24 protein-coding genes and 1 other annotated feature are annotated in these 24,530 nt (G+C 47.7%); all 24 genes read left to right on the top strand.

The window, feature by feature from the left end:
• Positions 1–65 precede the first annotated feature (65 nt).
• The 24 genes from grpE to glyS all read left to right on the top strand — a co-directional run bounded on the left by grpE (position 66) and on the right by glyS (position 24,404).
• Entirely contained in the window at positions 66–638 is a 573-nt protein-coding gene (gene grpE, locus GKZ89_RS03615) for a nucleotide exchange factor GrpE (protein ID WP_430696633.1), read from the top strand.
• 28 nt (positions 639–666) lie between these two features.
• Positions 667–2,493: a molecular chaperone DnaK gene (gene dnaK / locus GKZ89_RS03610; RefSeq protein WP_155110980.1), complete on the top strand. Its 1,827-nt coding sequence runs from the start codon at positions 667–669 to the stop codon at positions 2,491–2,493.
• Positions 2,494–2,697: 204 nt separating this feature from the next.
• Entirely contained in the window at positions 2,698–3,822 is a 1,125-nt protein-coding gene (gene dnaJ / locus GKZ89_RS03605) for a molecular chaperone DnaJ (protein WP_155110979.1), read from the top strand.
• A gap of 21 nt (positions 3,823–3,843) precedes the next feature.
• Positions 3,844–4,779, top strand: a complete 936-nt coding sequence (gene prmA / locus GKZ89_RS03600; RefSeq protein ID WP_155110978.1) for a 50S ribosomal protein L11 methyltransferase — start codon at positions 3,844–3,846, stop codon at positions 4,777–4,779.
• 69 nt (positions 4,780–4,848) lie between these two features.
• The gene (locus tag GKZ89_RS03595) at positions 4,849–5,604 is read left to right on the top strand and encodes a 16S rRNA (uracil(1498)-N(3))-methyltransferase (RefSeq protein WP_155110977.1); all 756 of its coding nucleotides are present in this window, start codon (positions 4,849–4,851) and stop codon (positions 5,602–5,604) included.
• A gap of 6 nt (positions 5,605–5,610) precedes the next feature.
• Positions 5,611–6,963, top strand: a complete 1,353-nt coding sequence (mtaB, locus tag GKZ89_RS03590; RefSeq protein WP_155110976.1) for a tRNA (N(6)-L-threonylcarbamoyladenosine(37)-C(2))-methylthiotransferase MtaB — start codon at positions 5,611–5,613, stop codon at positions 6,961–6,963.
• Positions 6,964–7,288: 325 nt separating this feature from the next.
• Positions 7,289–7,960: a deoxyribose-phosphate aldolase gene (gene deoC, locus GKZ89_RS03585; RefSeq protein WP_155110975.1), complete on the top strand. Its 672-nt coding sequence runs from the start codon at positions 7,289–7,291 to the stop codon at positions 7,958–7,960.
• Between the two features lie 160 nt (positions 7,961–8,120).
• Positions 8,121–8,294, top strand: coding sequence for a 30S ribosomal protein S21 (gene rpsU, locus GKZ89_RS03580; RefSeq protein ID WP_009791389.1), 174 nt, complete (start codon positions 8,121–8,123; stop codon positions 8,292–8,294).
• A gap of 15 nt (positions 8,295–8,309) precedes the next feature.
• Entirely contained in the window at positions 8,310–8,759 is a 450-nt protein-coding gene (locus GKZ89_RS03575; RefSeq protein ID WP_155110974.1) for a GatB/YqeY domain-containing protein, read from the top strand.
• A 1,551-nt stretch (positions 8,760–10,310) separates the two neighbouring features.
• On the top strand, positions 10,311–11,627 hold the full coding sequence (locus GKZ89_RS03570; protein WP_162356456.1) for an NfeD family protein: 1,317 nt from the start codon (positions 10,311–10,313) through the stop codon (positions 11,625–11,627).
• Positions 11,628–11,639: 12 nt separating this feature from the next.
• Positions 11,640–12,629 (top strand): flotillin-like protein FloA, encoded by a 990-nt coding sequence (floA, locus tag GKZ89_RS03565; protein ID WP_155110973.1) that lies wholly within the window; start codon positions 11,640–11,642, stop codon positions 12,627–12,629.
• Between the two features lie 12 nt (positions 12,630–12,641).
• On the top strand, positions 12,642–13,058 hold the full coding sequence (locus tag GKZ89_RS03560; protein WP_155110972.1) for a hypothetical protein: 417 nt from the start codon (positions 12,642–12,644) through the stop codon (positions 13,056–13,058).
• 60 nt (positions 13,059–13,118) lie between these two features.
• Positions 13,119–13,403, top strand: coding sequence for a sporulation protein YqfC (yqfC, locus tag GKZ89_RS03555; RefSeq protein ID WP_155110971.1), 285 nt, complete (start codon positions 13,119–13,121; stop codon positions 13,401–13,403).
• A 14-nt stretch (positions 13,404–13,417) separates the two neighbouring features.
• Positions 13,418–14,605 (top strand): sporulation protein YqfD, encoded by a 1,188-nt coding sequence (gene yqfD, locus GKZ89_RS03550; protein ID WP_155110970.1) that lies wholly within the window; start codon positions 13,418–13,420, stop codon positions 14,603–14,605.
• 3 nt (positions 14,606–14,608) lie between these two features.
• Positions 14,609–15,571 (top strand): PhoH family protein, encoded by a 963-nt coding sequence (locus GKZ89_RS03545; protein ID WP_155110969.1) that lies wholly within the window; start codon positions 14,609–14,611, stop codon positions 15,569–15,571.
• Positions 15,572–15,654: 83 nt separating this feature from the next.
• Positions 15,655–17,844, top strand: a complete 2,190-nt coding sequence (locus GKZ89_RS03540) for an HD family phosphohydrolase (protein WP_155110968.1) — start codon at positions 15,655–15,657, stop codon at positions 17,842–17,844.
• On the top strand, positions 17,841–18,329 hold the full coding sequence (gene ybeY, locus GKZ89_RS03535) for an rRNA maturation RNase YbeY (RefSeq protein ID WP_155110967.1): 489 nt from the start codon (positions 17,841–17,843) through the stop codon (positions 18,327–18,329). Before GKZ89_RS03540 ends, ybeY begins: the two co-directional genes overlap by 4 nt.
• A complete protein-coding gene (locus GKZ89_RS03530) occupies positions 18,301–18,693 on the top strand; it encodes a diacylglycerol kinase (protein WP_155110966.1) in 393 nt (130 codons plus the stop codon). Before ybeY ends, GKZ89_RS03530 begins: the two co-directional genes overlap by 29 nt.
• 102 nt (positions 18,694–18,795) lie before the next feature.
• A complete protein-coding gene (locus tag GKZ89_RS03525; protein ID WP_155110965.1) occupies positions 18,796–19,194 on the top strand; it encodes a cytidine deaminase in 399 nt (132 codons plus the stop codon).
• Positions 19,187–20,095 (top strand): GTPase Era, encoded by a 909-nt coding sequence (gene era, locus GKZ89_RS03520; protein ID WP_155110964.1) that lies wholly within the window; start codon positions 19,187–19,189, stop codon positions 20,093–20,095. The genes GKZ89_RS03525 and era overlap by 8 nt, the downstream gene beginning before the upstream one ends.
• 118 nt (positions 20,096–20,213) lie before the next feature.
• Positions 20,214–20,357: a YqzL family protein gene (locus tag GKZ89_RS03515; RefSeq protein ID WP_155110963.1), complete on the top strand. Its 144-nt coding sequence runs from the start codon at positions 20,214–20,216 to the stop codon at positions 20,355–20,357.
• Positions 20,358–20,390: 33 nt separating this feature from the next.
• The gene (gene recO / locus GKZ89_RS03510) at positions 20,391–21,143 is read left to right on the top strand and encodes a DNA repair protein RecO (RefSeq protein ID WP_162356414.1); all 753 of its coding nucleotides are present in this window, start codon (positions 20,391–20,393) and stop codon (positions 21,141–21,143) included.
• A gap of 58 nt (positions 21,144–21,201) precedes the next feature.
• Positions 21,202–21,378 (top strand) — a binding site (T-box leader).
• 75 nt (positions 21,379–21,453) lie between these two features.
• Positions 21,454–22,341 carry a glycine--tRNA ligase subunit alpha gene (gene glyQ, locus GKZ89_RS03505; RefSeq protein ID WP_155110961.1) on the top strand — a complete coding sequence of 296 codons (888 nt, stop codon included), beginning with the start codon at positions 21,454–21,456 and terminating at the stop codon, positions 22,339–22,341.
• Positions 22,338–24,404: a glycine--tRNA ligase subunit beta gene (gene glyS / locus GKZ89_RS03500; protein WP_155110960.1), complete on the top strand. Its 2,067-nt coding sequence runs from the start codon at positions 22,338–22,340 to the stop codon at positions 24,402–24,404. Before glyQ ends, glyS begins: the two co-directional genes overlap by 4 nt.
• The last annotated feature ends 126 nt before the right edge of the window (positions 24,405–24,530 follow it).

The following is a 24,530-nucleotide window of genomic DNA, read 5'->3' as shown; positions in this document are numbered from 1 at the left end:
AACAAGGATGGGGGACTAGGCCCGGCCCATCCCCTTTCCCATGCATTTAAGGGAGGTGAAAGATTGTGGAAAACGAAAAAGACCTGAAAGATTTAGAAACTGAACAGTCCGCTCTTTCAGAGGAGGAAACATCTGAGCAGCATGATGCTCCTTCAGAGAAGAACGAAAGCAGTGAACTGGAAGAAGCCCTTGGAAAAATCGCATCTCTGGAAGCGAAAGCAGAAGAGTACGAGACCAAGCTGCTGAGAGTTCAGGCGGATTTTGAAAACTACAAGCGCAGGGCGAGAATGGACGCTGAGGCTGCTCAGAAGTACCGTGCCCAAAGCCTTGTATCAGAAATATTGCCGGCACTTGATAACTTTGAAAGAGCCTTGAAAGTAGAGGCTGCTGATGAACAGACGAAATCCCTGCTTCAAGGGATGGAAATGGTTCACCGCCAATTGGTTTCCGCTCTGAAAGCTGAAGGAGTCGAGGAAATCGAGACCGTCGGAAAACCATTCGATCCTCAGTTCCATCAGGCTGTCATGCAGGCTGAAGAAGAAGGCTATGAGCCGAACACTGTAATTGAAGAATTCCAAAAAGGCTATAAGCTGAAGGACAGGGTAATCCGCCCTTCCATGGTTAAAGTAAGCCAATAAATATACATATTCTTGAGGAGGTAGCAGTATGAGCAAAATTATTGGTATCGATTTAGGTACGACAAACTCTTGTGTTGCGGTTCTTGAAGGCGGAGAACCGAAAGTGATCCCTAATCCGGAAGGAAACCGTACGACTCCTTCGGTTGTTTCTTTTAAGAACGGAGAGCGTCAGGTAGGGGAAGTGGCAAAGCGCCAGGCAATCACGAATCCAAACACGATCATGTCCATCAAACGCCACATGGGAACGGACTATAAAGTAGAAGCCGAGGGCAAGAACTTCACACCTCAGGAAATTTCAGCTGTTATTCTTCAGCACTTGAAATCCTACGCGGAAAGCTACCTGGGCGAAACGGTTACAAAAGCCGTTATCACAGTTCCTGCTTACTTCAACGATGCAGAGCGCCAGGCTACTAAAGATGCCGGACGCATCGCAGGTCTTGAAGTAGAGCGGATCATCAATGAGCCGACGGCTGCAGCACTTGCCTATGGTCTTGACAAGCAGGATGAGGATCAGACAATCCTCGTATACGACCTTGGCGGCGGTACATTTGACGTGTCTGTTCTTGAGCTTGGCGACGGCGTGTTTGAAGTCCGTTCAACAGCCGGTGACAACCGTCTCGGCGGAGACGACTTTGACCAGGTGATCATCGATCATCTTGTTGCTGAATTCAAAAAAGAGAACGGCATCGACCTTTCTAAAGATAAAATGGCGCTTCAGCGTTTGAAGGATGCTGCTGAAAAAGCGAAGAAAGACCTTTCAGGAGTAACGTCCACTCAAATCTCTCTTCCGTTCATCACAGCTGGAGAGGCAGGACCTCTTCACCTTGAACTGAACCTGACAAGAGCGAAGTTTGATGAAATTTCGTCAGACCTTGTTGAAAGAACAATGTCTCCTGTAAGACAAGCGCTTCAGGATGCAGGGATTTCCAAGTCTGAGCTTGATAAAGTCATCCTCGTCGGCGGTTCTACACGGATTCCGGCTGTACAGGAAGCGATCAAGAAAGAAACCGGAAAAGATCCTCATAAAGGAGTTAACCCGGACGAAGTCGTGGCACTTGGTGCATCCATCCAGGGCGGAGTAATCACTGGAGATGTTAAAGATGTGGTTCTGCTTGACGTAACTCCACTGTCCCTTGGTATTGAGACAATGGGCGGAGTGTTCACGAAGCTGATTGAGCGGAATACAACGATTCCTACAAGCAAATCACAGGTGTTCTCAACAGCTGCTGACAGCCAGACTGCTGTAGATATCCACGTTCTTCAAGGAGAGCGCCCGATGTCAGCGGACAACAAAACACTCGGCCGCTTCCAGCTCACGGATATTCCTCCGGCACCTAGAGGAGTTCCGCAGATCGAAGTGAACTTTGATATCGATAAAAACGGGATTGTGAATGTACGTGCGAAGGACCTTGGCACGAACAAAGAACAAACCATCACGATCAAATCTTCTACCGGTCTCAGCGATGACGAGATCGAACGCATGGTAAAAGAAGCAGAAGTTAACGCAGATGCTGACAAACAGCGTAAAGAAGAAGTAGAAACACGCAATGAAGCGGACCAGCTTGTATTCACTGCTGAAAAAACACTGAAAGACCTTGAAGGCAAAGTGGACGAAGCAGAAGTGAAAAAAGCGAATGACGCGAAAGACGCCCTCAAAGCCGCAATCGAGAAAAATGAGCTTGAGGAAATCAAAGCAAAGAAAGACGAACTGCAGGAAATTGTCCAGCAGCTTTCCGTGAAGCTTTATGAGCAGGCACAGCAGGCTCAGCAAGGCCAGGAAGGCGCTTCTCAGAACCAGGACGACAACGTTGTGGACGCCGATTACGAAGAAGTAGACGACAACGACAAAAAATAAGAGTTTTTGACCCAGAAAAGTCAAAGTCAGGCTTGCCTTGACTTTGGCTTTTTTTACTGAACAGGGCTGGGCATGAAGAATAGAATATGGAAGCCGTGAAAAATCAGCTGGTATCCTGGCCAAAGGGATTCTGAATTTCATTGCTTCAGGCACCGCTAAAATGATACAATTTACTTTATGTGAGAAATCGGGAGTGAGAGGATTATGAGTAAGCGAGACTACTATGATGTGCTCGGCATCGGCAAAGGTGCTTCGAAAGAGGAGGTCAAGCGCGCCTACCGCAAACTTTCGAAACAGTATCACCCTGATATCAACAAAGAGGCTGATGCCGATCAGAAATTTAAAGAAGTTAAAGAAGCCTATGAAACATTAAGTGATGACCAGAAACGGAGCCATTACGACCAGTTTGGCCATACAGATCCGAATCAGGGATTCGGCGGACAGGGTGGAGACTTTGGCGGAGGCTTCGGGTTTGATGATATTTTCAGCTCTATTTTCGGAGGCGGCGGCGGACGACGAAGAGATCCGAATGCTCCGCGTCAAGGAGCCGATCTGCAATACACGATGACGCTTAAATTTGAGGAAGCCGCATTCGGTCTGGAAAAAGAAATTGAAATTCCCCGGGATGAATCGTGCGACACGTGCCATGGATCAGGCGCAAAACCGGGTACTTCACCGGAGACGTGCTCCCATTGCGGAGGATCAGGCCAGCTGAACGTGGAACAAAACACTCCGTTTGGCCGCATAGTAAACCGCAGAGTCTGCCATTACTGCAGCGGAACCGGAAAAATGATCAAGCATAAATGTTCTACCTGCGGCGGAGACGGAACCGTCCAGCGCAGGAAGAAAATCAAAGTGAACATTCCAGCCGGTGTAGACGACGGCCAGCAGCTCCGTGTTTCCGGACAGGGCGAACCGGGTGTAAACGGAGGTCCTGCAGGCGACCTATATGTTGTATTCCAGATTAGAAAACATGATTTCTTTGAGCGTGACGGCGATGATGTGTACTGTGAGATGCCGCTCACTTTTGTCCAGGCAGCGCTCGGAGATGAAATTGAGATTCCGACCCTTCATGGGAAAGTAAAATTGAAGGTGCCGGCCGGCACTCAGGCAGGAACCAAATTCCGTCTGAAAGGCAAGGGGATCGCAAATGTACGCGGATACGGCCAGGGAGACCAGCACATTGTGGTTCGAGTCGTGACTCCGACAAACCTGACAGAGAAGCAGAAAGACCTGATGCGTCAATTTGCAGAGACGACCGGCAACCGTCCGGACGAAAACGAAGAGAGCTTTTTTGACAAAGTCAAGCGGGCCATTAAAGGCGACTAAATACAAAGGAGTTGGCAGAGGATGAAATGGTCGGAAATCAGTATCCATACAACACAAGAAGCAGTAGAACCCATCTCTAACATCTTGCATGAAGCAGGAGCCAGCGGGGTTGTAATTGAAGACCGGGCGGACTTGCTCAAGGATAGAGAGAGTGTGTATGGAGAAATCTACCACCTTGATCCGCACGATTACCCTTCAGAAGGGGTAATTGTCAAAGCTTATCTGCCGATGAACAGTTTCCTTGCTGAGACAGTTGAAGGAATCGCCCATTCAATTGAGAATTTAGTCCAATATGGCATTAATGCCGGATCAAAGGAAATCACAACGAGCGAAGTCAGCGAGGAAGACTGGGCAACAGCCTGGAAGAAATACTATCATCCAGTCAAAATTTCTGAGAAGTTCACGATTGTCCCCACCTGGGAGGAGTACGAGCCCGTCCATTCGGATGAGCTGATCATCGAGCTGGACCCGGGCATGGCTTTCGGGACAGGTACTCATCCTACAACGGTGCTGTGCATTCAGGCATTGGAGCGGACCGTGAAAAAAGGCAGCCATGTAATCGATGTTGGAACCGGATCGGGAGTGCTGAGCATTGCATCTGCCATGCTCGGTGCTGAAACGGTACGCGCGATGGATCTTGACCCGGTGGCGGTGGAGAGCGCAAAGGAGAACGTCACTCTGAACAAGGTTCAGGACAAAGCTGAAGTGTTCCAGAATGATCTCCTGCGCGGGATAGAAGCTCCGGCTGATGTCATTGTGGCGAACATTTTAGCTGAAATCATCCTTAAATTCACAGATGACGCCTACCGGCTGGTGAAGGATGGAGGCTGGTTTATCACGTCAGGCATTATCCTGAACCGGAAAAATGAGGTCCGTGATGCACTTGTAGAAGCAGGATTTGAGATCGCTGAAACAGTCGTCATGGAAGACTGGGTCGCTTTTCTGGCAAAAAAATAAACGAAGGCGGGGGCAGGCTTCTTCAGCCGCCCCTTCCCATTTTTTTAAACACAGGCTGGAGGGAATGCCATGCAGCGCTATTTTATTGAGGCTTCAAGAAAAGAATTGAGGGATTCCTTTACTGTAAAAGGGGATGACCTGCATCATATGATTAAGGTCATGCGGATGCGCGAGGGCGATGCAGCTGTCTGGGTGACTTCGGATGGGGAAGAAGCATTGTGCACGCTGGCTGAAGCAACAGATGGGGAAGCCAGATGTACGGTTAAAGAGTGGATTACTGCCGATAAAGAACTGCCGGTTCAAACGGTACTTGCATGCGGGCTGCCTAAAGGGGATAAGCTGGATCTGATTATCCAAAAAGGGACAGAGCTTGGCGCTGCCAGGTTTATCCCTTTTAATGCGGCTCGTTCTGTAGTAAAATTGGATGACAAAAAATCCAGGAAGAAGACTGAGCGCTGGCAGAAAATTGCGAAGGAAGCAGCGGAGCAATCGTATCGGAACGTCATCCCTCAAGTCCATGATCCCGTTTCGCTTAAAGAATTACTGCTAACTTCAAAGGATTATGATGTGAAGATTGCCGCTTATGAAGAATTAGCCAAACAGGGTGAAAAGAGTGCATTTTCAAAGGCTCTTGACGCACTTTCTCCCGGACAGACACTGCTTGTTGCGACCGGTCCTGAAGGCGGGTTTACCGCGGAAGAGATGAAGACCCTTCAGGAAAACGGATTTATCCCCGCAGGCTTCGGCCCGCGGATATTAAGGGCGGAAACAGCCCCGCTTTATGCGCTGGCGGCCGTTTCCTACCATTTTGAATTAATGAGGTGAAGAACTATGGCATCTGTTGCGTTTCATACACTAGGCTGCAAAGTAAACCATTATGAAACCGAAGCCATCTGGCAGCTCTTTAAAGAGGCCGGCTATGAGAGAAAAGAATATGAGAGTTCAAGTGACGTTTACGTAATCAATACGTGCACGGTTACCAATACAGGAGACAAGAAGAGCAGGCAGGTCATCCGCCGGGCCATCCGCCAGAATCCGGATGCCGTCATCTGTGTTACAGGCTGTTATGCACAAACGTCTCCGGCAGAGATCATGGCTATTCCGGGTGTCGATATTGTAGTCGGCACACAGGACCGTGTGAAAATGCTTGATTACATCGATCAGTTCCGTGAAGAAAGACAGCCGATCAACGGAGTAAGCAACATCATGAAAGCAAGAACATACGAGGAGCTCGATGTTCCTGCCTTTACAGACCGGACGAGGGCATCCCTGAAAATTCAGGAAGGCTGTAATAATTTCTGCACCTTCTGCATCATTCCATGGGCCCGCGGTCTCATGCGCTCAAGAGATCCGCAGGAAGTCATCAGGCAGGCCCAGCAGCTTGTGGATGCAGGCTACAAAGAAATTGTCCTGACAGGCATCCATACCGGCGGCTACGGTGAAGATATGAAGGATTATAATTTCGCAGCCCTGCTTCGCGACCTGGATGAACAGGTTAAAGGACTGAAGAGAATCCGTATTTCTTCCATCGAGGCAAGCCAGATCACGGACGAAGTGATTGAAGTCCTGGACAAGTCTGATAAAATCGTACGCCATCTTCATATTCCGATACAATCTGCTTCCAACACCGTTCTGAAGCGGATGAGAAGGAAATACACGATGGAGTTTTTCGCCGAGCGTCTAGTCCGTCTCAAAAAAGCACTGCCCGGCCTTGCTGTGACATCGGATGTTATTGTAGGGTTCCCAGGAGAAACCGAAGAAGAATTTATGGAAACGTACAATTTTATTAAAGAGCATCAATTCTCTGAACTTCACGTCTTCCCATATTCCAAGCGGACAGGCACACCTGCTGCAAGAATGGAAGACCAGGTGGATGAAGAAGTCAAAAACGAGCGGGTTCACCGTCTAATCGAACTTTCAGATCAACTGGCAAAAGAATATGCTTCCACATTTGAAGGAGAAGTTCTTGAAGTCATTCCTGAAGAAGAGTTTAAGGACGCACCCGGAAGCGGATTGTATGCGGGCTATACAGACAATTACCTGAAAGTGGTCTTCAAAGCTTCTGAAGAAATGGTCGGCCAGATTGTCCGCGTCAAAATTGAAAAAGCGGGCTACCCATTCAGCGAAGGACAGTTCGTAAGAGTGATGGATGAAGGATCTGAATCGATTCGTCTAAGCTCCTAACGCAGATTCCTGCTTGCCGGGATAGAACAAGGGAATGCAGACACGCATTTCCTTGTTTTTTTAGGTTAAGGATTTGATTTTTCACAAATCAAAGCGGCATGCTTGAGACTTTGAGCTTGAGAGCAGTAAGATTCCGAAGGGGCTCAACGGCTAAGAAAATCACTGCCGCGAACGCCTGCCGGCTGCGGTCAAAAGGCGAATTTTCCAAATGTTTTCTGTCCTGCGAAAATACTGTTTCCGCTTTTTTGTATATGACGGAATGAACTTGTCTATGTATAATAGAAGAGGCATGATGTCAGACCACTTAATCAGGAGGAAGATACGAATGACTGAAAATATGGCTAAAATGATAGATCATACAGCTTTAAAAGCGGACACGACAAAAGACCAGATTGAGAAGCTTTGCGCAGAGGCAAAAGAATACCATTTTGCTTCCGTATGTGTGAACCCGGCATGGGTTGAAACATGTGCAGCGCTATTGGAAGGGACAGACGTAAAAGTATGTACAGTCATCGGCTTCCCTCTAGGTGCATCCACACCTGAAACGAAAGCATTCGAAACAAAGGACGCCATTGAAAAAGGAGCCACAGAAGTGGACATGGTAATCAACATCAGCGCCTTGAAAGACGGCAGCAACGAGCTGGTGGAAAGAGACATTCGCGCGGTAACAGAGGCTGCGAAAGGGAAAGCATTGACGAAAGTCATTATTGAAACCTGCCTTCTTACGGATGAAGAAAAAGTCCGGGCTTGCGAACTTTCCGTAAAAGCCGGAGCGGATTTTGTCAAAACATCCACTGGCTTCTCAACAGGCGGTGCCACAGTAGAAGACATCCTTCTGATGAGAAAAACAGTCGGACCTGGACTTGGCGTCAAAGCGTCTGGCGGAGTTCGTGACCGTGAAGGTGCTGAAAAGATGATCAATGCAGGTGCTACCAGAATTGGAGCAAGTGCCGGAATCAGCATTGTCAGCGGCGGAACTTCCGGCTCAGACTACTAATCGGGAGCGGCAGCCGTACATTTCCATTACAGCCTGATATTATGCAGGTTTTGGTTGACCATACTCCCCGATTATATTATAATGGCAAAGTACATGTTTAAATAAGCATGGCTACTTTGAAACATTCGTCGATTGGTGTATTCGGAGGGAGGGAAATAGCATGTCTAAAACAGTAGTTAAGAAAAATGAATCGCTTGAAGATGCTCTTCGCCGCTTTAAACGTTCCGTTTCTAAAACAGGCACGTTGCAGGAAGCAAGAAAGCGTGAATTTTATGAAAAACCGAGCGTAAAGCGCAAAAAGAAATCAGAGGCAGCGAGAAAGCGCAAATTCTAAAAGAGGGTGTAATGCATGAGTCTTCTTGATCGTTTAAATCAGGACATGAAGCAAGCGATGAGGAACAAAGACAAAGACAGGCTCACGGTTATACGAATGATGAAGGCTTCTATGCAAAATGAAGCGATCAAGCTCAATAAATCCGAACTGTCTGAAGACGAGGAACTTACCATCCTGTCTCGTGAACTTAAACAACGCAAGGACTCCCTCCAGGAATTCAAAAACGCTGATCGTTCTGATTTGGTAGATAAACTTGAAGCTGAAATTAAGATAGTGAATGATTACATGCCTGAACAGCTCGCAGAGGAAGAACTGCTCGCCATCATCAATCATGCGATAGATGAAACCGGGGCCTCTTCCAAAGCTGAAATGGGCAAGGTAATGGCTGCGATCATGCCAAAGGTAAAAGGCAAAGCAGACGGTTCCCTTGTCAACAAGCTTGTACAGCAGCAGCTGTCTAAATAAAATCAGCAAAACACTCTGTCCCCGGACAGAGTGTTTTTTATTTGCAAGACGGCTGCCGTTTGAAGCTGCAGCAGGACCAGTGTGGTGCGATGGCTAAATGATAAGGGCCGTGGAGACCGGAAAAGCACCAAACCGGTCTCCAGAGCCGCTATTTCCTCAAAAATCGCAGAAATTGGAGCCTTTCGGTCTCAGATGCAGCTATTTGTAAGAAAAGGCCCGCTAGGAGGCCGGATTTCGGAAAATAACGTCCCACCAGACCGAAACTTCCCCGAAACACTGATTTAGGGCAAAATAAGGGCCGTGGAGACCGAAAAAGTGCCAAACCGGTCTCCAGAGCCGCTATTTCCTCAAAAATCGCAGAAATTGGAGCCTTTCGGTCTCAGATGCAGCTATTTCTATAAAATAGCCCTAATGAAGGCCAGTTTTCGAAAAATAACGTCCCTCCAGACCGAAACCTCCCCAAAACGCTGCTTTAAGGCAAAATAAGGGCCGTGGAGACCGGAAAAGCACCAAACCGGTCTCCAGAGCCGCTTTTTCCTCAAAAATCGCAGAAATCGGCTTCGAACGGTCTCAAATGCAGCTATTTGTGAGAAATGGCCCGCTATAAGGCCAGTTTTCGAAAAATAACGTCCCTCCAGACCGAAACCTCCCCAAAAAGCTGCTTTAAGGCAAAATAAGGGCCGTGGAGACCGGAAAAGTGCCAAACCGGTCTCCAGAGCCGCTATTTCCTCAGAAAATCGCAGAAATTGGCCCCGTTCGGTCTCAGATGCAGCTATTTCTAAAAAATAGCCCTAATGAAGGCCTGATTTCGGAAAATAACGTCCCACCAGACCGAAACCTCCCCAAAACGCTGCTTTAAGGCAAAATAAGGGCCGTAGAGACCGGAAAAGCACCAAACCGGTCTCCAGAGCCGCTATTTCCTCAAAAATCGCAGAAATTGGCCCCGTTCGGTCTCAGATGCAGCTATTTCTAAAAAATAGCCCTAATGAAGGCCGGATTTTTGAAAATAACGTCCCACCAGACCGAAACCTCCCCAAAACGCTGCTTTAAGGCAAAATAAGGGCCGTGGAGACCGGAAAAGCACCAAACCGGTCTCCAGAGCCGCTATTTCCTCAAAAATCGCAGAAATAGGCCCCGTTCGGTCTCAGATGCAGCTATTTCTAAAAAATAGCCCTAATGAAGGCCTGATTTCGGAAAATAACGTCCCACCAGACCGAAACCTCCCCGAAACACTGATTTAGGGCAAAATAAGGGCCGTGGAGACCGAAAAAGTCCAAACCGGTCTCCAGAGCCGCTATTTCTGCTCAAATCGCAGAAATTGGCCCCGTTCGGCCTCAGATGCCGATATTTCCTCTCGCCTGCCCCGGCAGCTCCCAATCTCAAAACATGAATCTGAAAAACCGTAATCAGCAAAGCAAAAAACTACTGCTCCTCCACAAGGAATAATTTGCCCGCATTCCAGTTCTTTGCAAATTAATGAATAGAATTTTGAATCTTTTTCTAAACTGAAACGTAGTACTTAATGGCGGGAACGTTAAGGAGGGGGTTGAAATTAAAAGGGCAGCCATAGCCGTTTTTCTTTTTGCAGCAGCAGCCGTATCGGCTGTATTCCCTGTGGAAACCAATGCAGCTGCAGAAAAAAAAGCAGTCATTATACCCGTCAGGTCTCAAATTGATGGTGTAATGGCCGGATTTATCGAACGTTCGATCGAACAGGCTGAAGCAGATCGGGCATCCCGGATCATCCTCGACATTGATACACCGGGAGGCGCACTTGATGCGGCGATGGATATATCCGGAAAGTTAAAAGAAACAGGCATTCCTTCATTATCCTATATTAACCCCAGGGCTTTGTCAGCGGGGGCTTACATTGCCTTAAGCACCGATGAAATCTATGTAAAAGAAAGCTCGAAGATCGGGGCAGCTGCTGTCATACGCAGCAATGGGAGCGATGCGGATAAAAAGACGCAATCCTTCTGGCTGGCCGAACTGAAAGAAACGGCCGAGAGCAGCGGCCGTGATCCGAAATATGCGCTCGCGATGGCGGATGACAGTGTTGATTTGCCGGAATGGAATGCAGAAAAAGGGAAGCTTCTGACCTTTACAGGGAACCAGGCTATTGAAGCAGGGTATGCCGAAGGAAAGGCAGACTCCCTGGATGGACTCCTGCAGTCACTGGAGATTTCCAAAGAGCAAACAAGGACTGCAGAAATGGGATTTGCCGATCATGCTGCCCGCTTTTTAACTCATCCAGCAGTTATTCCTATTTTACTGACGCTTGCCTGTCTTGGGCTCCTTCTTGAGATGTATACCCCTGGTTTTGGTGTATTCGGTTTTATCGGATTAACCGCATTGTTTCTGTTTTTCTTTGGACATATCGCTGCGGGACTCGCAGGAATGGACGCGGTGCTCTTTTTCCTGGCCGGGATTTTCCTGCTCATTCTGGAACTATTTCTCCCTGGAGGGATCTTGGGTCTTGCTGGTGCGGGAGCAATTGGCTGGAGCTTTTATATCTCTGCCGCGCATCCTGGATGGATGGCCGCATCCATCGGCATAGCGCTTGCCGCCTGTGCCATTGCTTCTATTCTGATGACAAGGGTGCTTGGTAAAAAAATGAAATTTCTAAAAAGGTTTATACTGACCGATTCTACTGATACGAAAAGCGGCTATATTTCAAACCGCGCCCGGTCGGAGTTGCTTGGAAAGACCGGCGTGTGCCTGACATCCTTAAGGCCATCCGGAACTGTGCTGATCGATGATGAACGCATCGATGCGGTTTCAGAAGGAACATATACTGACAAAGGGAAAACGGTAAGAGTCGTTAAAACAGAAGGTATGAGGGTTGTTGTAAGAGAAGTTGAAGCTTAAAGGAGGAAGAACATGGATCCGTCCACTTTATTTACACTAGGCTTAGTTGCTGCAGGAATTATCGTTTTGGCTGTATTTTTTACTTTTGTACCTGTTATGCTGTGGATTTCCGCACTTGCTGCAGGGGTAAAGGTCAGTATTTTTACCCTTGTGGGAATGAGGCTGAGAAGGGTTACACCGAGCAGGGTCATCAACCCTCAGATCAAAGCTCATAAGGCGGGCCTCGGGCTGACCACAAACCAGCTGGAAAGCCATTATCTTGCAGGCGGAAATGTTGACCGTGTTGTCAACGCCTTGATCGCCGCAGAGCGGGCCAATATTGAGCTGAGCTTTGAGCGATGTGCGGCCATTGATCTGGCAGGACGCGACGTTCTGGAAGCTGTACAGATGAGTGTTAACCCGAAGGTGATCGAAACCCCGTTTATTGCCGGGGTGGCAATGGACGGGATTGAAGTGAAAGCGAAAGCCAGAATTACCGTTCGGGCCAATATCGAGCGGCTCGTCGGGGGAGCAGGAGAAGAGACGATTATTGCAAGGGTCGGAGAAGGGATCGTTTCGACCATCGGTAGCTCCGATAACCATAAGAAGGTACTTGAAAATCCGGATATGATTTCACAAACCGTGTTAAATAAAGGGCTCGATTCCGGTACTGCCTTCGAAATTCTCTCGATCGATATTGCGGATGTTGACATCGGCAAAAACATCGGGGCCATTCTTCAGACCGACCAGGCCGAGGCCGATAAAAATATCGCTCAGGCGAAGGCAGAAGAAAGAAGAGCAATGGCGGTAGCGCAGGAACAGGAAATGCGCGCAAAAGTCGAAGAAATGCGGGCAAAGGTAGTGGAAGCGGAAGCGACAGTCCCGCTTGCCATGGCGGACGCTCTGAAAAGCGGCAACATTGGAGTAATGGACTATTTGAACATCCAAAACCTTTCTGCCGATACAGACATGAGAGAATTTCTTGGAAAGTCATCTGATCAGGAAGACCGGAACGGAAAGTAAGGAGGTTCGGCGATGGACGGGTTACAATCTTTAATTGACGCAGTGATCAGCAACCCGATCTTGTCGGGAGTCTTAATTTGGATCGGAAGTGTGTTTTTTTCCCGGCTTTTTAAAAACAAGGAAGATAATCCGGAGATAAAGCAGGAACGCAGGCAGCAGCGGGAAAAAGAAGCGCAGCAAAGTGTCCGCCAAGCTGAGGAGACCGTGCAGTCTGCTTATGAGCGGGTTCAGCAGGAGTACGGAAACCGGATTAGGAGCGGCATTAAGGAGCCGGAGATTGAAAAAATCGGCGAACGTAAGAATATGGGAGGTATCCGTAAAACGTCCAGACAAAAACAGGCACTTCAGGGAATTGTCTGGTCTGAAATCATCGGCAAACCGAGAGCGGTGAACCCGCACCATACCAGACACCGGAGAATCCGGCCGTAAGATTGATGTATTAGAACCGCCCTTCCCTCATACATATGAGAGGAAGGGGGGTTCTTTTTTATGGCAAAAAAATGGAGCAGCCGATTGACAAACTGGGTCACGAAAACCATTGAACTCCCGCAGGATGTCATGATGGACTTGCCGAGGATCACCATGATTGGCCAGATTCACATATATATCGAAAATCACCGGGGGCTGCTTACGTTCTCAGATCAGGAAATCCGGCTGTTACTCAAGCAGGGGCAGCTTTTAATAAAAGGTCATTCCTTTGTTATAAGAACCATTCTTCCGGAGGAAATCATGCTGGAGGGGAAAATTGAGCACGTTCAATACCTTGAGCAGTAAAGGAGCGGAATTCAATGAAAAACGGCTGGGTGAATGAGTGGATTGGGTATGTTCAGGTAAGAGCCGAAGGGACCGGCCATGAACGGCTGATCAATGATTGTCTGAGGAGCGGCATTACACTCTGGAATATGAAGAAAGAGGGGGATCATACGATTTCCTTTTTTATTCGGCTCAAAGATGTACAGGCATTCAGAGCTGTAAGGAGGAATCATGATTGTTCCTGCACATTCAGCCAAAGAAAGGGAATGCCTTTTTGGGCAAAGCGTGCACTGAAAAACAGCGGCTTCGTCATAGGGATTCTCCTGTTTCTGGCTGCGCTCTTTATGCTCTCCAACATGATCTGGTCTGTGGAGGTACAGGGCGCAAAGCCTGAGACCGAGCATCTGATTGTGAAGGAGCTGGACCAGATCGGCGTTAAATCCGGAGCTGTTCAATTCCTGACGGCAGATGCGGCGGGTATTCAAAAGCGGCTCACTGAGCGGATTCCGGCATTGACGTGGGTGGGAGTAGAGCTTAAGGGCACTTCCTATCATCTTAAGGTAGTGGAAAAGAATATTCCAGACCAGGAGGAGTATGCGAGTCCGCGGAATATTGTTGCCAAAAAGAAAGCGGTCATCACCAGGATGTATGTTGAACAGGGCAATCCGGTTGCGGCCGTTCATGATCATGTGCAAAAAGGCCAGCTGCTCGTATCAGGGGTAATCGGTACGGAGAAAAACTCAAAGGCAATTCCTGCAAAAGCAAAAATATTCGGTGAAACGTGGTATGAATCTGAAGTAGAAGTGCCCCTGGCCTCCACCTTTCAGGTTTACAGCGGCGATCAGGCTGAAAGACATTACCTCTCAATCAGCAGCGTGAAATTACCTGTTTGGGGATTCAGGCAGAAGGACCCGGAAGAGTTTGTGAAAGAAGCGGATAAGAGAGAGCTTCATTTTTTAGGGTGGAAAACCCCTTTTGCGTATATAAAAGAGACAAAACGGGAAAAGGAAGAAGTAAGAAGAAGCTATACTCAAAAAGAAGCTGTCCAGGCAGGCATTCAGATGGGCAAACAGGATCTTCTGCGGAAAATCGGGGAAGACGGCCGGATATCCGGCGAAAAAGTTTTGCACGTGAGGAATGAGAATGGTAAAGTAAAATTGAAAATACTTTACCAGGTAATTGAAGATATTGTGAAAACTACGCCAATCGTTCAGGGAGACTAAAGAATGCCAGAAGACTTAGTGTCAATGAATCAAAAACTTGAAAATCCAAATGAAGCACTAATGCTGTTCGGGAACCAGGATATTCATCTTAAAAGACTCGAAGATGAACTGGACGTCACAATCGTAACGAGAGGCGAAGCCTTGTACGTTTCCGGTGAAGCCATTAACGTCCAGCTGACAGATGATATATTGCAGGCGCTGCTCGGTGTGATCCGCCAGGGCATCCCAATCGCCGAACGAGATATAATTTATGCCGTAAACATGGGCCGCAAGCAGAAGCTGGATGAATTCCAGGCACTGTTTACCGAGGAAATTGCCCGCAGTGCGAAAGGAAAGCCGATCCGGGTAAAAACCCTTGGCCAAAGGCATTACATCTCTGCCATCAGACAGAAGGACCTGGTATTCGGGATAGGTCCTGCCGGGACAGGGAAAACCTACCTTGCTGTCGTAATGGCCGTTAATGCTCTGAAAAGCGGAGCTGTCAAACGGATCGTGCTGACAAGACCGGCTGTGGAAGCAGGAGAAAGCCTCGGTTTTCTCCCGGGTGATTTAAAAGAAAAAGTAGATCCTTACCTGAGACCTTTATATGATGCCTTGCATGATGTTCTGGGCAACGAGCATACCGAGCGCCTTATTGAACGAGGGACGATCGAAATCGCACCGCTCGCTTATATGAGAGGAAGGACATTGGATGATGCATTCGTTATTCTGGATGAATCTCAGAATACGACGAATGCACAGATGAAAATGTTTCTGACCCGGCTGGGCTTCGGCTCCAAAATGGTCGTGACCGGCGACATTACACAAGTGGATCTTCCAAAGGGCGTTAAATCAGGACTTGCCATCAGCAGGGAGATGCTGAAAGGTGTACCGGGCATAGCGGTTATTGAATTGGAACAGACCGATGTTGTCAGACATCCTCTCGTCAGAAAAATAATTGAAGCTTTCGAAAAAAGCGGGCAGTAAATGCAGATGACCTGTTCCGGGTCATCTGTCTATCTATTTTTAATTTATACCTGCTCTTTGCACAGCGGCGGGAGGTGCCAATAATGACGAAAAAGAAGCGGACAGGCCTTAACAAGAAAATCGCCACTATCAATCAATACCGCTTTCTGCACTATATTTTATATGTCCTTTTCGGGATCATTCTTTTTGCGGCACTGTACGGTAACGTTAAGCCCCAGAACCTAAGCATCAAGCTTTTGGACATTTCCGAACAAACCATCTACTCCCCTATTTCCGTAGCGGATATGGAAGAGACGGAGCGGAAAAAGACGGAAGCCTACCAGCAGGTTCCGGATCAGTACAAGCTTGTCGAGGAATACTCCGAAAGCCGGGTGGAAATCGTTAACTTTATTTTTAATTCGGCAATAGAAATCAATGAAGAGACAGAAAACGGTGCAGAAGACGGGGCGGCTGAAGGGCAGCCGTCTGAGAACACGGACACAGAAGTGAAACCGCTTACTTCAGATGAAAAATATGAGCTTTACATAGAAAAGCTGGACGGCGGACTGGAGCAAAAGCTGCCCAAAGAGACGCTGCTTCCGCTCCTTGAAGCTGCTTCTGATGATCTGAAAGTGGCAAAGGAATCCGTTGTGACGGCTGTAAACAGTGTGATGAGTGACGAGATTCCCACCGGTCAGCTGAACGAGGCAAAAGACAGGATCGGGAATGAACTCCAATATACCCCGCTTTCATCAAGCCTGCTTCAATCTGCCATTGCCATAGGAAAATACGCGGTCATTCCCAATTATATTTATGATGACGCCTCTACAAGGGAAAAGAGGCAGCAGGCAGCAGACAGCGTGAATGAAAGCCAGATCAAACAGGGCGAGATCATCGTTGCAGAGGGCCAGACGATCACCCCTGAGGTGTATCATAAGCTTGAGCTTGCGGGTCTTATCAATAACGACCAGCAGTTCAAACCGTTTTTAGGTCTCTCCATTTTTGTTCTCCTGACCGTTTCCGTCCTGATTTATTATTTTGAAAACCAGAGGCAGTCACTGGAGAAAAGGAATCTTTACCTGCTGATATTCTTCCTGGTTTTCTTTATCTCCCTGATGTTTATGAAGGGCATTAGTTTGTTCCAGCAGCTTGATATTGCCTATATCGGTCTAATCGTTCCGGCAGCGATGGGTCCGATGCTTGTTAAGCTCCTGATCAGTGAGAGGCAGGCCATTCTCTCAAGCATTATCCTGTCCATCTGCGGCAGTATCATATTTAATGAGGGAATAACGGGCACCTTCAATTTCAACATGGGGATCTACTACCTGGCCGGATGTCTTGCTGGAGTGCTGTTTCTCAATAAACATAACCTCAGATCCAGGATTCTTCAGGCCGGCCTTTTCGTTGCACTGGTCAACATTCTGATGATCACATCGCTGCTGATGATCCAAAACGGGAACTATTCCAATCTGGAAATCGGCAGTTATTTCATCATGGCTGCCATTTCGGGTATAGCGGCGTCTGTTCTGGCCATGGGCTTCCAGCCTTTCTTCGAGACAGGGTTCGGTCTGCTTTCCACCATGAGGCTGATCGAACTGTCCAATCCGAATCACCCGCTGCTCAGGAAAATCCTGACAGAGACGCCGGGAACGTATCATCATAGCGTAATGGTAGCGAATCTGTCGGAGAGCGCCTGTGAAGCCATTGGCGCCAACGGTCTGCTTGCCAGGGTCGGAGCGTATTATCATGACATTGGCAAAACAAAGAGACCTCAATATTTTATTGAAAATCAGATGAAAATGGATAATCCGCATGATAAGCTCTCTCCGCAGCTGAGCAAAAATGTCATAATAGCCCATGCGTCTGACGGGGCGGATATGCTGAGAAAGCACAAGATGCCAAAGGAATTTGTTGATATAGCAGAGCAGCATCACGGGACGAGTCTGCTGAAATATTTTTATTACAAAGCGAAGGAGCGCGGAGATGAAATGCTGGAAGAGGAATTCCGCTACCCCGGACCGAAGCCGCAGACAAGGGAAATTGCCGTTATTTCCATTGCCGACAGTGTGGAGGCAGCAGTCCGTTCCATGTCCAGCCCGACCCCGGAGCGCATTCAAAAACTGGTGAAGGGAATTATTGCAGACCGGCTGCAGGATGGACAGCTGAATGAATGTGATTTAACATTAAAAGAACTGGATATTGTGGCGCAGTCTTTTTGCGAATCCCTGAAAGGGATCTTCCACTCAAGAATTGAGTATCCGGAAGTAACGAAACAGAAGGTGAAGCAGGCATGAACAGTCGATTGTCTATTGATTTAACAGATGAAACAGGAACTTTGTCCAGGGAGGACATGCAGCTCGTTGAAGAGGTCCTGCAATTTGCTGCAGAAGCAGAAGAAAGCCTTCCCGGTTCCGAAGTTTCTGTTACGTTTACAGATAATGCGCGGATTCAGGAAATCAACCGCGAATACAGAGATAAAGACCAGCCTACAGACGTTATCTCTTTCGCAATGGAAGAGATGGGGGAAGACGAAATTGAAATTATCGGGGCGGATATGCCTGCGGTGCTTGGGGATATTATCATCTCTGTCGAACGGACGGCAGAACAGGCTGCCGATTATGGCCACAGTTTCCAAAGAGAGCTGGGATTCCTTGCTGTACATGGGTTCCTCCATCTCCTGGGCTATGACCACATGACAGCGGTAGACGAAGAGGAAATGTTTACTAAGCAGAAAGGGATTTTGAATTCCTATGGGCTTACACGACCGGAAACCCTCTGAAATAAAAAGGCTGCTGAAAAGCTTCGGCCATGCAGGCGAAGGGATTAAAGACGCTTTTTTACATGAACGGAATTTCCAGATCCACTGCTTCCTGGGTGCCGCAGCAGCGGCAGCGGGAGCAGTGCTCGGGATCAGTCCTGTCGAATGGTTTACGGTGATCGGGTTTAGTTGCCTTGTCCTCTCACTCGAACTTGTCAACACAGCCATCGAACGTACGGTTGATCTGGTCACAGAAGAAATCCGGCCGCTTGCCAAGGCTGCAAAGGATGCAGCTGCCGGAGCGGTGCTCGTGTCGGCTGCCGGCGCATGCCTTGCCGGCCTGATCATTTTCGTGCCTAAACTAATAAAATTTATAATATTCTGATTATTTATTTTTTAATTGTGAACGAAAGCGTGAAAAGCAAGAGGATTTCGGGTAAAATAAGAAACAGGATAGGCTTTAGGAATAGAAAGGATGACACGCGGCATGAACACAGATATGCTGATCAGCGAAGCAAAAACAGCCCGGGAAAGAGCATATGTACCTTACTCGAAATTTAAGGTGGGAGCTGCTCTTTTAACCAAATCAGGCAAAGTATATGGCGGATGCAACATTGAAAATGCTGCATACAGCATGTGCAACTGTGCAGAACGTACTGCATTATTTAAAGCATACTCAGAAGGTGAACGTGAATTTACAGCAATCGCTGTTGTAGCAGATACAAAACGGCCTGTCCCTCCATGCGGGGCATGCCGCCAGGTAATTTCAGAGCTTTGCAGCAAGGATATGAAAGTAATTTTAACAAACATGAATGGCAGCATAGAAGAACTTACAGTTCGTGAACTGCTGCCCGGAGCATTTTCAGCGGAGGATTTAAATGACTAGCAGTGAGTATAAATCAGGTTTTGTTTCCATCATTGGCCGGCCGAATGTCGGCAAATCAACATTTTTAAACAGGGTAATCGGGCAGAAAATCGCCATCATGAGCGATAAACCCCAAACAACCCGCAACAAGATCCAAGGTGTATTGACAACGGATGATTCCCAGACGATTTTTATTGATACGCCCGGCATTCATAAGCCTAAGCACAAGCTCGGGGATTTTATGATGAAAGTGGCTCAGAATACGCTTCGTGAAGTAGATTTGATTATGTTCATGATAAACGCGGAGGAAGGCTACGGCCGCGGTGATGAGTTCATCATTGAAAAGCTGAAAGAAATCAATACGCCGGTTTTCCTTGTCATCAACAAAATTGACCAGCTGCATCCTGATCAGCTCTTTCCGCTGATCGAGAAGTATAAGGAGCTTTATCCTTTTAAAGAAGTCGTTCCGATTTCCGCGCTGCAGGGCAATAATGTGGAAACACTCCTCACGCAGATCAATGGCTATCTTCCTGAGGGTCCCCAATACTATCCGGCGGACCAGGTTACCGACCATCCTGAACGGTTTATCATTTCAGAACTGGTCAGAGAAAAGGTTCTTCATCTCACACGTGAGGAGATCCCCCATTCTGTTGCCGTAGTGATCGATGCGATCGAGCGGAGAGAAGAAAATGGATCTGTCTATGTGGCGGCAACAGTCATCGTAGAACGCGATTCGCAAAAAGGCATCGTCATCGGCAAGCAGGGCAAGATGCTCAAGGAAGTGGGGCAGCGTGCCCGGGTGGATATCGAGGCACTTCTCGGTTCCAAGGTATTCCTGGAGCTTTGGGTGAAGGTTCAAAAGGACTGGCGCAATAAAATGAACCAGTTAAGAGATTACGGCTTCAGAGAAGATGAGTATTAAACCGCAGGCACAAATTAGCAATTTTTGTTTAACATGATAAGAAGGGGTCAGGGTCATCCTAACGGTAAGAAAACAGGATCAGGCTTTTCATGTCTTAAAAGATGAGAGGTGGGGTAACATGAAGGATTTTACCTGGAAAGTGTTTTACCAGACAGGTAATATTGACACGTATCTTCTTTTTAAGGAAATGGAAAAGGAGCATGCAGATGGGCCCGATATGCTTGATGAGGAGCGTTCCAGTCCTGATTTTCCGGTAATGTGAGGTCTCTGGCCCTTCTGAATGGAGAGAATCGATGTGCTCCAAAAATGTGAAGGCATTATTATCAGGTCCTCCAGTTATGGAGAAACCAATAAAATCGTCACGATTTATACAAGAGAGCTGGGCAAGGTCGGAGTCATGGCTAGAGGTGCGAAAAAACCAAACAGCCGCTTATCCGCTATGACCCAGCTTTTTACTTACGGCACTTTTTTATTCCATAAGTCTTCCGGTCTCGGAGGACTGCAGCAGGCGGAAACGATCGCTTCGATGCGTTCCATCCGCGAAGATTTATTTAAGACCGCATACGCTTCCTATATGGCAGAGCTTTTGGACAAGGGAACCGAAAACCTTCAGCGCAATCCTTTCCTGTTCGAACTTTTCCTCCAGCTTTTTCAGCATTTGGACGAGGGGCGTGACCCGGATATCCTTTTGAGAATGTTCGAACTTAAAATGCTCCCGGTGCTTGGCCTGACACCGCATTTGAACGGCTGTGCCAATTGCGGCAGCACAGATGGCACCTTTCACTTTTCAGTAAGAGAAGCAGGCTTTCTCTGTCACCGCTGTTTTGAAATGGACCCCTACAGGCTCGTCATTTCACAGGGAGCCGTCAGGATCATCCGGCTGCTCTATTTCTTTGAACTGGAGAGGCTCGGGGAAATTTCGGTAAAGGATGCGACGAAGCAGGAGCTGAAGATTGTGCTGGACAGCTACTATCAGGAATATTCAGGGCTGTATTTAAAGTCGAAGCGGTTCCTTGACCAGATGGATCATCTGCGCGGACAAATTTAATCGGTTTGTTGACATCCCCGCTTTTTTTCATTATGATTCGTATATAAAATGGAATGGTAGTCATGCGTAGAAGGAAAGAAGTAGCAGCAATGGTTTGCGTAAAGCGAATCCGGGACGGTGGGAGCCGGATCGCAGCCAGCTGTGAAAGGCATTCCGGAGCATGTTTTTTAAAAGAGGGGATTCCTTACAGGGACTCCCAAGTAGGGTGGAACCGCGGGTAGCTCTCGTCCCTATGTCATCGCAGTATATGGCATAGGAACGGGAGCTTTTTCGTATCCTTGCCGGACTTTATCCAGATGGAGGAGATACAATGAATATCCAAAATATGATTTTGACGCTGCAAAAGCACTGGTCAGATCAAGGGTGTATCCTTATGCAGGCTTATGATACGGAAAAAGGAGCGGGTACAATGAGCCCGTATACTTTTTTAAGAGCAATCGGTCCTGAGCCTTGGAATGTGGCATATGTAGAGCCTTCCAGACGCCCTGCTGACGGACGTTACGGGGAGAACCCGAACCGTTTGTACCAGCACCATCAGTTCCAGGTTATCATGAAGCCTTCACCTGATAATATTCAGGAACTATACTTGGACTCTCTTAAAGCACTGGGGATCGACCCGTTAAAGCATGATATCCGCTTTGTGGAAGATAACTGGGAAAATCCGTCGCTTGGCTGTGCGGGACTTGGCTGGGAGGTATGGCTGGATGGAATGGAAATCACCCAGTTCACGTATTTTCAGCAGGTAGGCGGACTGGAGTGCAAGCCGGTATCAGTGGAAATTACATACGGGATAGAGAGGCTTGCTTCCTATATCCAGGACAAAGAAAATGTATTCGATCTTGAATGGACGGACGGCTTTACCGTAAGAGATATTTTCGGAATGCCGGAATATGAGCACTCCAAATATACGTTTGAAACATCAGACCAGGATATGCTCTTCAATCTTTTTGCTGTATATGAAAAAGAAGCGCATCGTCAAATGGATCAGGGCCTGGTTCATCCGGCGTATGATTATGTGCTGAAATGCTCCCATACATTCAATCTCCTTGATGCAAGAGGAGCGATTTCCGTCACAGAACGGACAGGGTATATCGGAAGGGTAAGAAATCTCGCCAGAAAGGTAGCCAGAACCTTCTATGATGAGCGGGAAAAGCTTGGCTTTCCAATGGTAAAAGAACAGGATGGTGATTCTGCATGAGCAAGCGTGACTTGTTGCTGGAAATTAGACTGGAAGAACTCCCGGCCCGGTTTGTAACAGATGCCATGAATCAGCTTGGGGACAAAACAGATAAATGGCTGAAAGAGCAGAACATTCCTTTTGGAGAAATACAGCTGTTTTCTACTCCGCGCAGATTAGCCATTCTTGTATCGGATTTGGCTGAAAAGCAGGAAGATGTGTCTGAAGAAGCAAAAGGACCTGCAAAAAAGATTGCACAGGATGGAGAAGGCAATTGGAGCAAAGCAGCTCTCGGATTCTGCAGAGGGCAGGGAGCATCGCCTGAGGACATCTATTTTAAAGAAATCAACGGCATCGAATACGTCCATGTGATGAAGCATGTAAAAGGACAGCCTGCCATGGATTTGCTAAAAAATCTGGACAAAGTGCTGCTCAGCTTAACTTTTCCAAAAAACATGAGATGGGGCAGCCTGGATATCCGGTACGCAAGGCCGGTTAAATCAATTCTCGCCCTTTTCGGTTCGGAAATCATCCCGTTCAGCATTGCAGGAGTTCAAAGCGGCAATTCAACAAGCGGCCACCGTTTCCTCGGAAGCGAGTCTTTTACCGTTGAAGAACCAGACTTGTATAAAACATTGCTGAGACAGCAGTTTGTCATTGCTGATCCAGCGGAACGGAAACAGATGATACGGGAACAGCTGGCTGATCTCGCTCGGGAAAATGAGTGGGTCATACCAGTGGACGAAACGCTTCTTGAAGAAGTCAATAACCTGGTAGAATATCCGACAGCCCTTTTCGGACAGTATGAAGAGGAATACCTGACATTGCCTGAGGAAGTTTTAGTCACAACCATGAAAGAGCATCAGCGCTATTTTCCGGTGAAAGACCAAAACGGCATGCTTCTTGCAAAGTTTATCACGGTACGGAACGGCAACAGCGACCACATTGAACAGGTGGCCCGGGGTAACGAGAAAGTGCTTCGTGCAAGGCTGTCCGACGCCGCGTTCTTTTACCGGGAGGACCATAAGCTTCAGATCGGGGAAGCACTGGAGAAGCTGGAGAAGATTGTGTTTCATGAAGAGCTTGGCTCTCTCGGAGATAAAGTCCGCAGAGTGACCGCTTTAACGGATGCGCTGACAGCCCGGCTTGAGCTGAGCGGTACAGTCCGTGAAGATGCGAGAAGAGCAGCTGAAATCAGCAAGTTTGACCTCGTTTCACATATGGTTTACGAGTTTCCTGAACTGCAGGGAGTCATGGGTGAAAAATATGCAAAATTGCTTGGTGAGAGGGAAACCGTCGCAGCCGCTGTAAATGAACATTACAGCCCGAGGCATTCAGAAGACCCGGTGCCTGCATCCGAAGCAGGAGCGGCCGTTGCCCTGGCCGATAAGCTTGATACCATTTGTTCATTCTTTTCAATCGGCATGATCCCTACCGGTTCACAGGATCCTTATGCACTGAGAAGGCAGGCGAGCGGCATCGTTCAGATTCTTCTGGCTTATGATTGGGAAATACCGCTTCCTGAGCTTTTTCAGCTCGGACTTGCAAATCGGGGCGCAGACACCGGAAAATGGATAGAAGATTTAACAGGATTTTTCAAGATGAGAGCGAAATATGTAATGGATGAAAAACAAATCCGCTATGATCTGGTGGATGCTGTTCTTCGGTCCTCACAGATTGAAATCACATCCATGATCAAGCGTGCCGTCATCCTATCAGAGCAGACCGCTTCCAACGGCTTCAAAGAAACCATCGAAGCTCTCTCAAGGGTGCTCAATATCGCAGGCAAAGCCGGTGAAACAGCACAGGTGTCTCCTGAACTTTTTGAAAACAGCCATGAAAGAGAGCTGCATCAAAAAGCGGAGGCGGTCATCAGCGAGTATTATGAAGCGGCGGACAAAGCAGACTACAAAACGGCATTCGCGGGGCTGAAAAGTCTGACTCCTGAAATTACAGCTTACTTTGAGCACACGATGATTATGGCAGATGACGAGAACGTAAAAGCGAACCGTCTTGCACAGATGAAACAGCTTGCAGATGTGATCCGGTCTTTTGCAGATATGAACTCCATCAATGTTAAATAAAGCTTCACACGCTCTGGATCCCGCTCTACGGGGTCCAAAGCTTTATAATGGCATATGGGAAGACTTTTTTTTCCCTTCGTTTCATATATAATGAAGATAGACAGGTCAAGTACATAATTGAAAGAG

The sequence above is a fragment of the Metabacillus mangrovi genome (genome assembly GCF_009711125.1).
In the GTDB taxonomy this organism is placed as follows: domain Bacteria; phylum Bacillota; class Bacilli; order Bacillales; family Bacillaceae; genus Metabacillus_B; species Metabacillus_B mangrovi.
The sequence above is the reverse complement of the archived record's forward strand: the minus strand, read 5'-3'. Positions and strand labels throughout refer to the sequence as shown.

Excerpts from the sequence above, each read along its gene's own strand:
- yqfD (WP_155110970.1), top strand. The coding sequence starts at position 13,418 with ATGAAAAACGGCTGGGTGAATGAGTGGATTGGGTATGTTCAGGTAAGA.
- floA (WP_155110973.1), top strand. The coding sequence starts at position 11,640 with ATGGATCCGTCCACTTTATTTACACTAGGCTTAGTTGCTGCAGGAATT.
- GKZ89_RS03545 (WP_155110969.1), top strand. The coding sequence starts at position 14,609 with ATGCCAGAAGACTTAGTGTCAATGAATCAAAAACTTGAAAATCCAAAT.
- mtaB (WP_155110976.1), top strand. The coding sequence starts at position 5,611 with ATGGCATCTGTTGCGTTTCATACACTAGGCTGCAAAGTAAACCATTAT.
- glyQ (WP_155110961.1), top strand. The coding sequence starts at position 21,454 with ATGAATATCCAAAATATGATTTTGACGCTGCAAAAGCACTGGTCAGAT.
- era (WP_155110964.1), top strand. The coding sequence starts at position 19,187 with ATGACTAGCAGTGAGTATAAATCAGGTTTTGTTTCCATCATTGGCCGG.
- GKZ89_RS03530 (WP_155110966.1), top strand. The coding sequence starts at position 18,301 with ATGGGCTTACACGACCGGAAACCCTCTGAAATAAAAAGGCTGCTGAAA.
- GKZ89_RS03515 (WP_155110963.1), top strand. The coding sequence starts at position 20,214 with ATGAAGGATTTTACCTGGAAAGTGTTTTACCAGACAGGTAATATTGAC.
- GKZ89_RS03540 (WP_155110968.1), top strand. The coding sequence starts at position 15,655 with ATGACGAAAAAGAAGCGGACAGGCCTTAACAAGAAAATCGCCACTATC.
- yqfC (WP_155110971.1), top strand. The coding sequence starts at position 13,119 with ATGGCAAAAAAATGGAGCAGCCGATTGACAAACTGGGTCACGAAAACC.
- glyS (WP_155110960.1), top strand. The coding sequence starts at position 22,338 with ATGAGCAAGCGTGACTTGTTGCTGGAAATTAGACTGGAAGAACTCCCG.
- dnaJ (WP_155110979.1), top strand. The coding sequence starts at position 2,698 with ATGAGTAAGCGAGACTACTATGATGTGCTCGGCATCGGCAAAGGTGCT.
- dnaK (WP_155110980.1), top strand. The coding sequence starts at position 667 with ATGAGCAAAATTATTGGTATCGATTTAGGTACGACAAACTCTTGTGTT.
- GKZ89_RS03525 (WP_155110965.1), top strand. The coding sequence starts at position 18,796 with ATGAACACAGATATGCTGATCAGCGAAGCAAAAACAGCCCGGGAAAGA.
- GKZ89_RS03560 (WP_155110972.1), top strand. The coding sequence starts at position 12,642 with ATGGACGGGTTACAATCTTTAATTGACGCAGTGATCAGCAACCCGATC.
- rpsU (WP_009791389.1), top strand. The coding sequence starts at position 8,121 with ATGTCTAAAACAGTAGTTAAGAAAAATGAATCGCTTGAAGATGCTCTT.
- ybeY (WP_155110967.1), top strand. The coding sequence starts at position 17,841 with ATGAACAGTCGATTGTCTATTGATTTAACAGATGAAACAGGAACTTTG.
- GKZ89_RS03595 (WP_155110977.1), top strand. The coding sequence starts at position 4,849 with ATGCAGCGCTATTTTATTGAGGCTTCAAGAAAAGAATTGAGGGATTCC.
- GKZ89_RS03575 (WP_155110974.1), top strand. The coding sequence starts at position 8,310 with ATGAGTCTTCTTGATCGTTTAAATCAGGACATGAAGCAAGCGATGAGG.
- deoC (WP_155110975.1), top strand. The coding sequence starts at position 7,289 with ATGACTGAAAATATGGCTAAAATGATAGATCATACAGCTTTAAAAGCG.
- prmA (WP_155110978.1), top strand. The coding sequence starts at position 3,844 with ATGAAATGGTCGGAAATCAGTATCCATACAACACAAGAAGCAGTAGAA.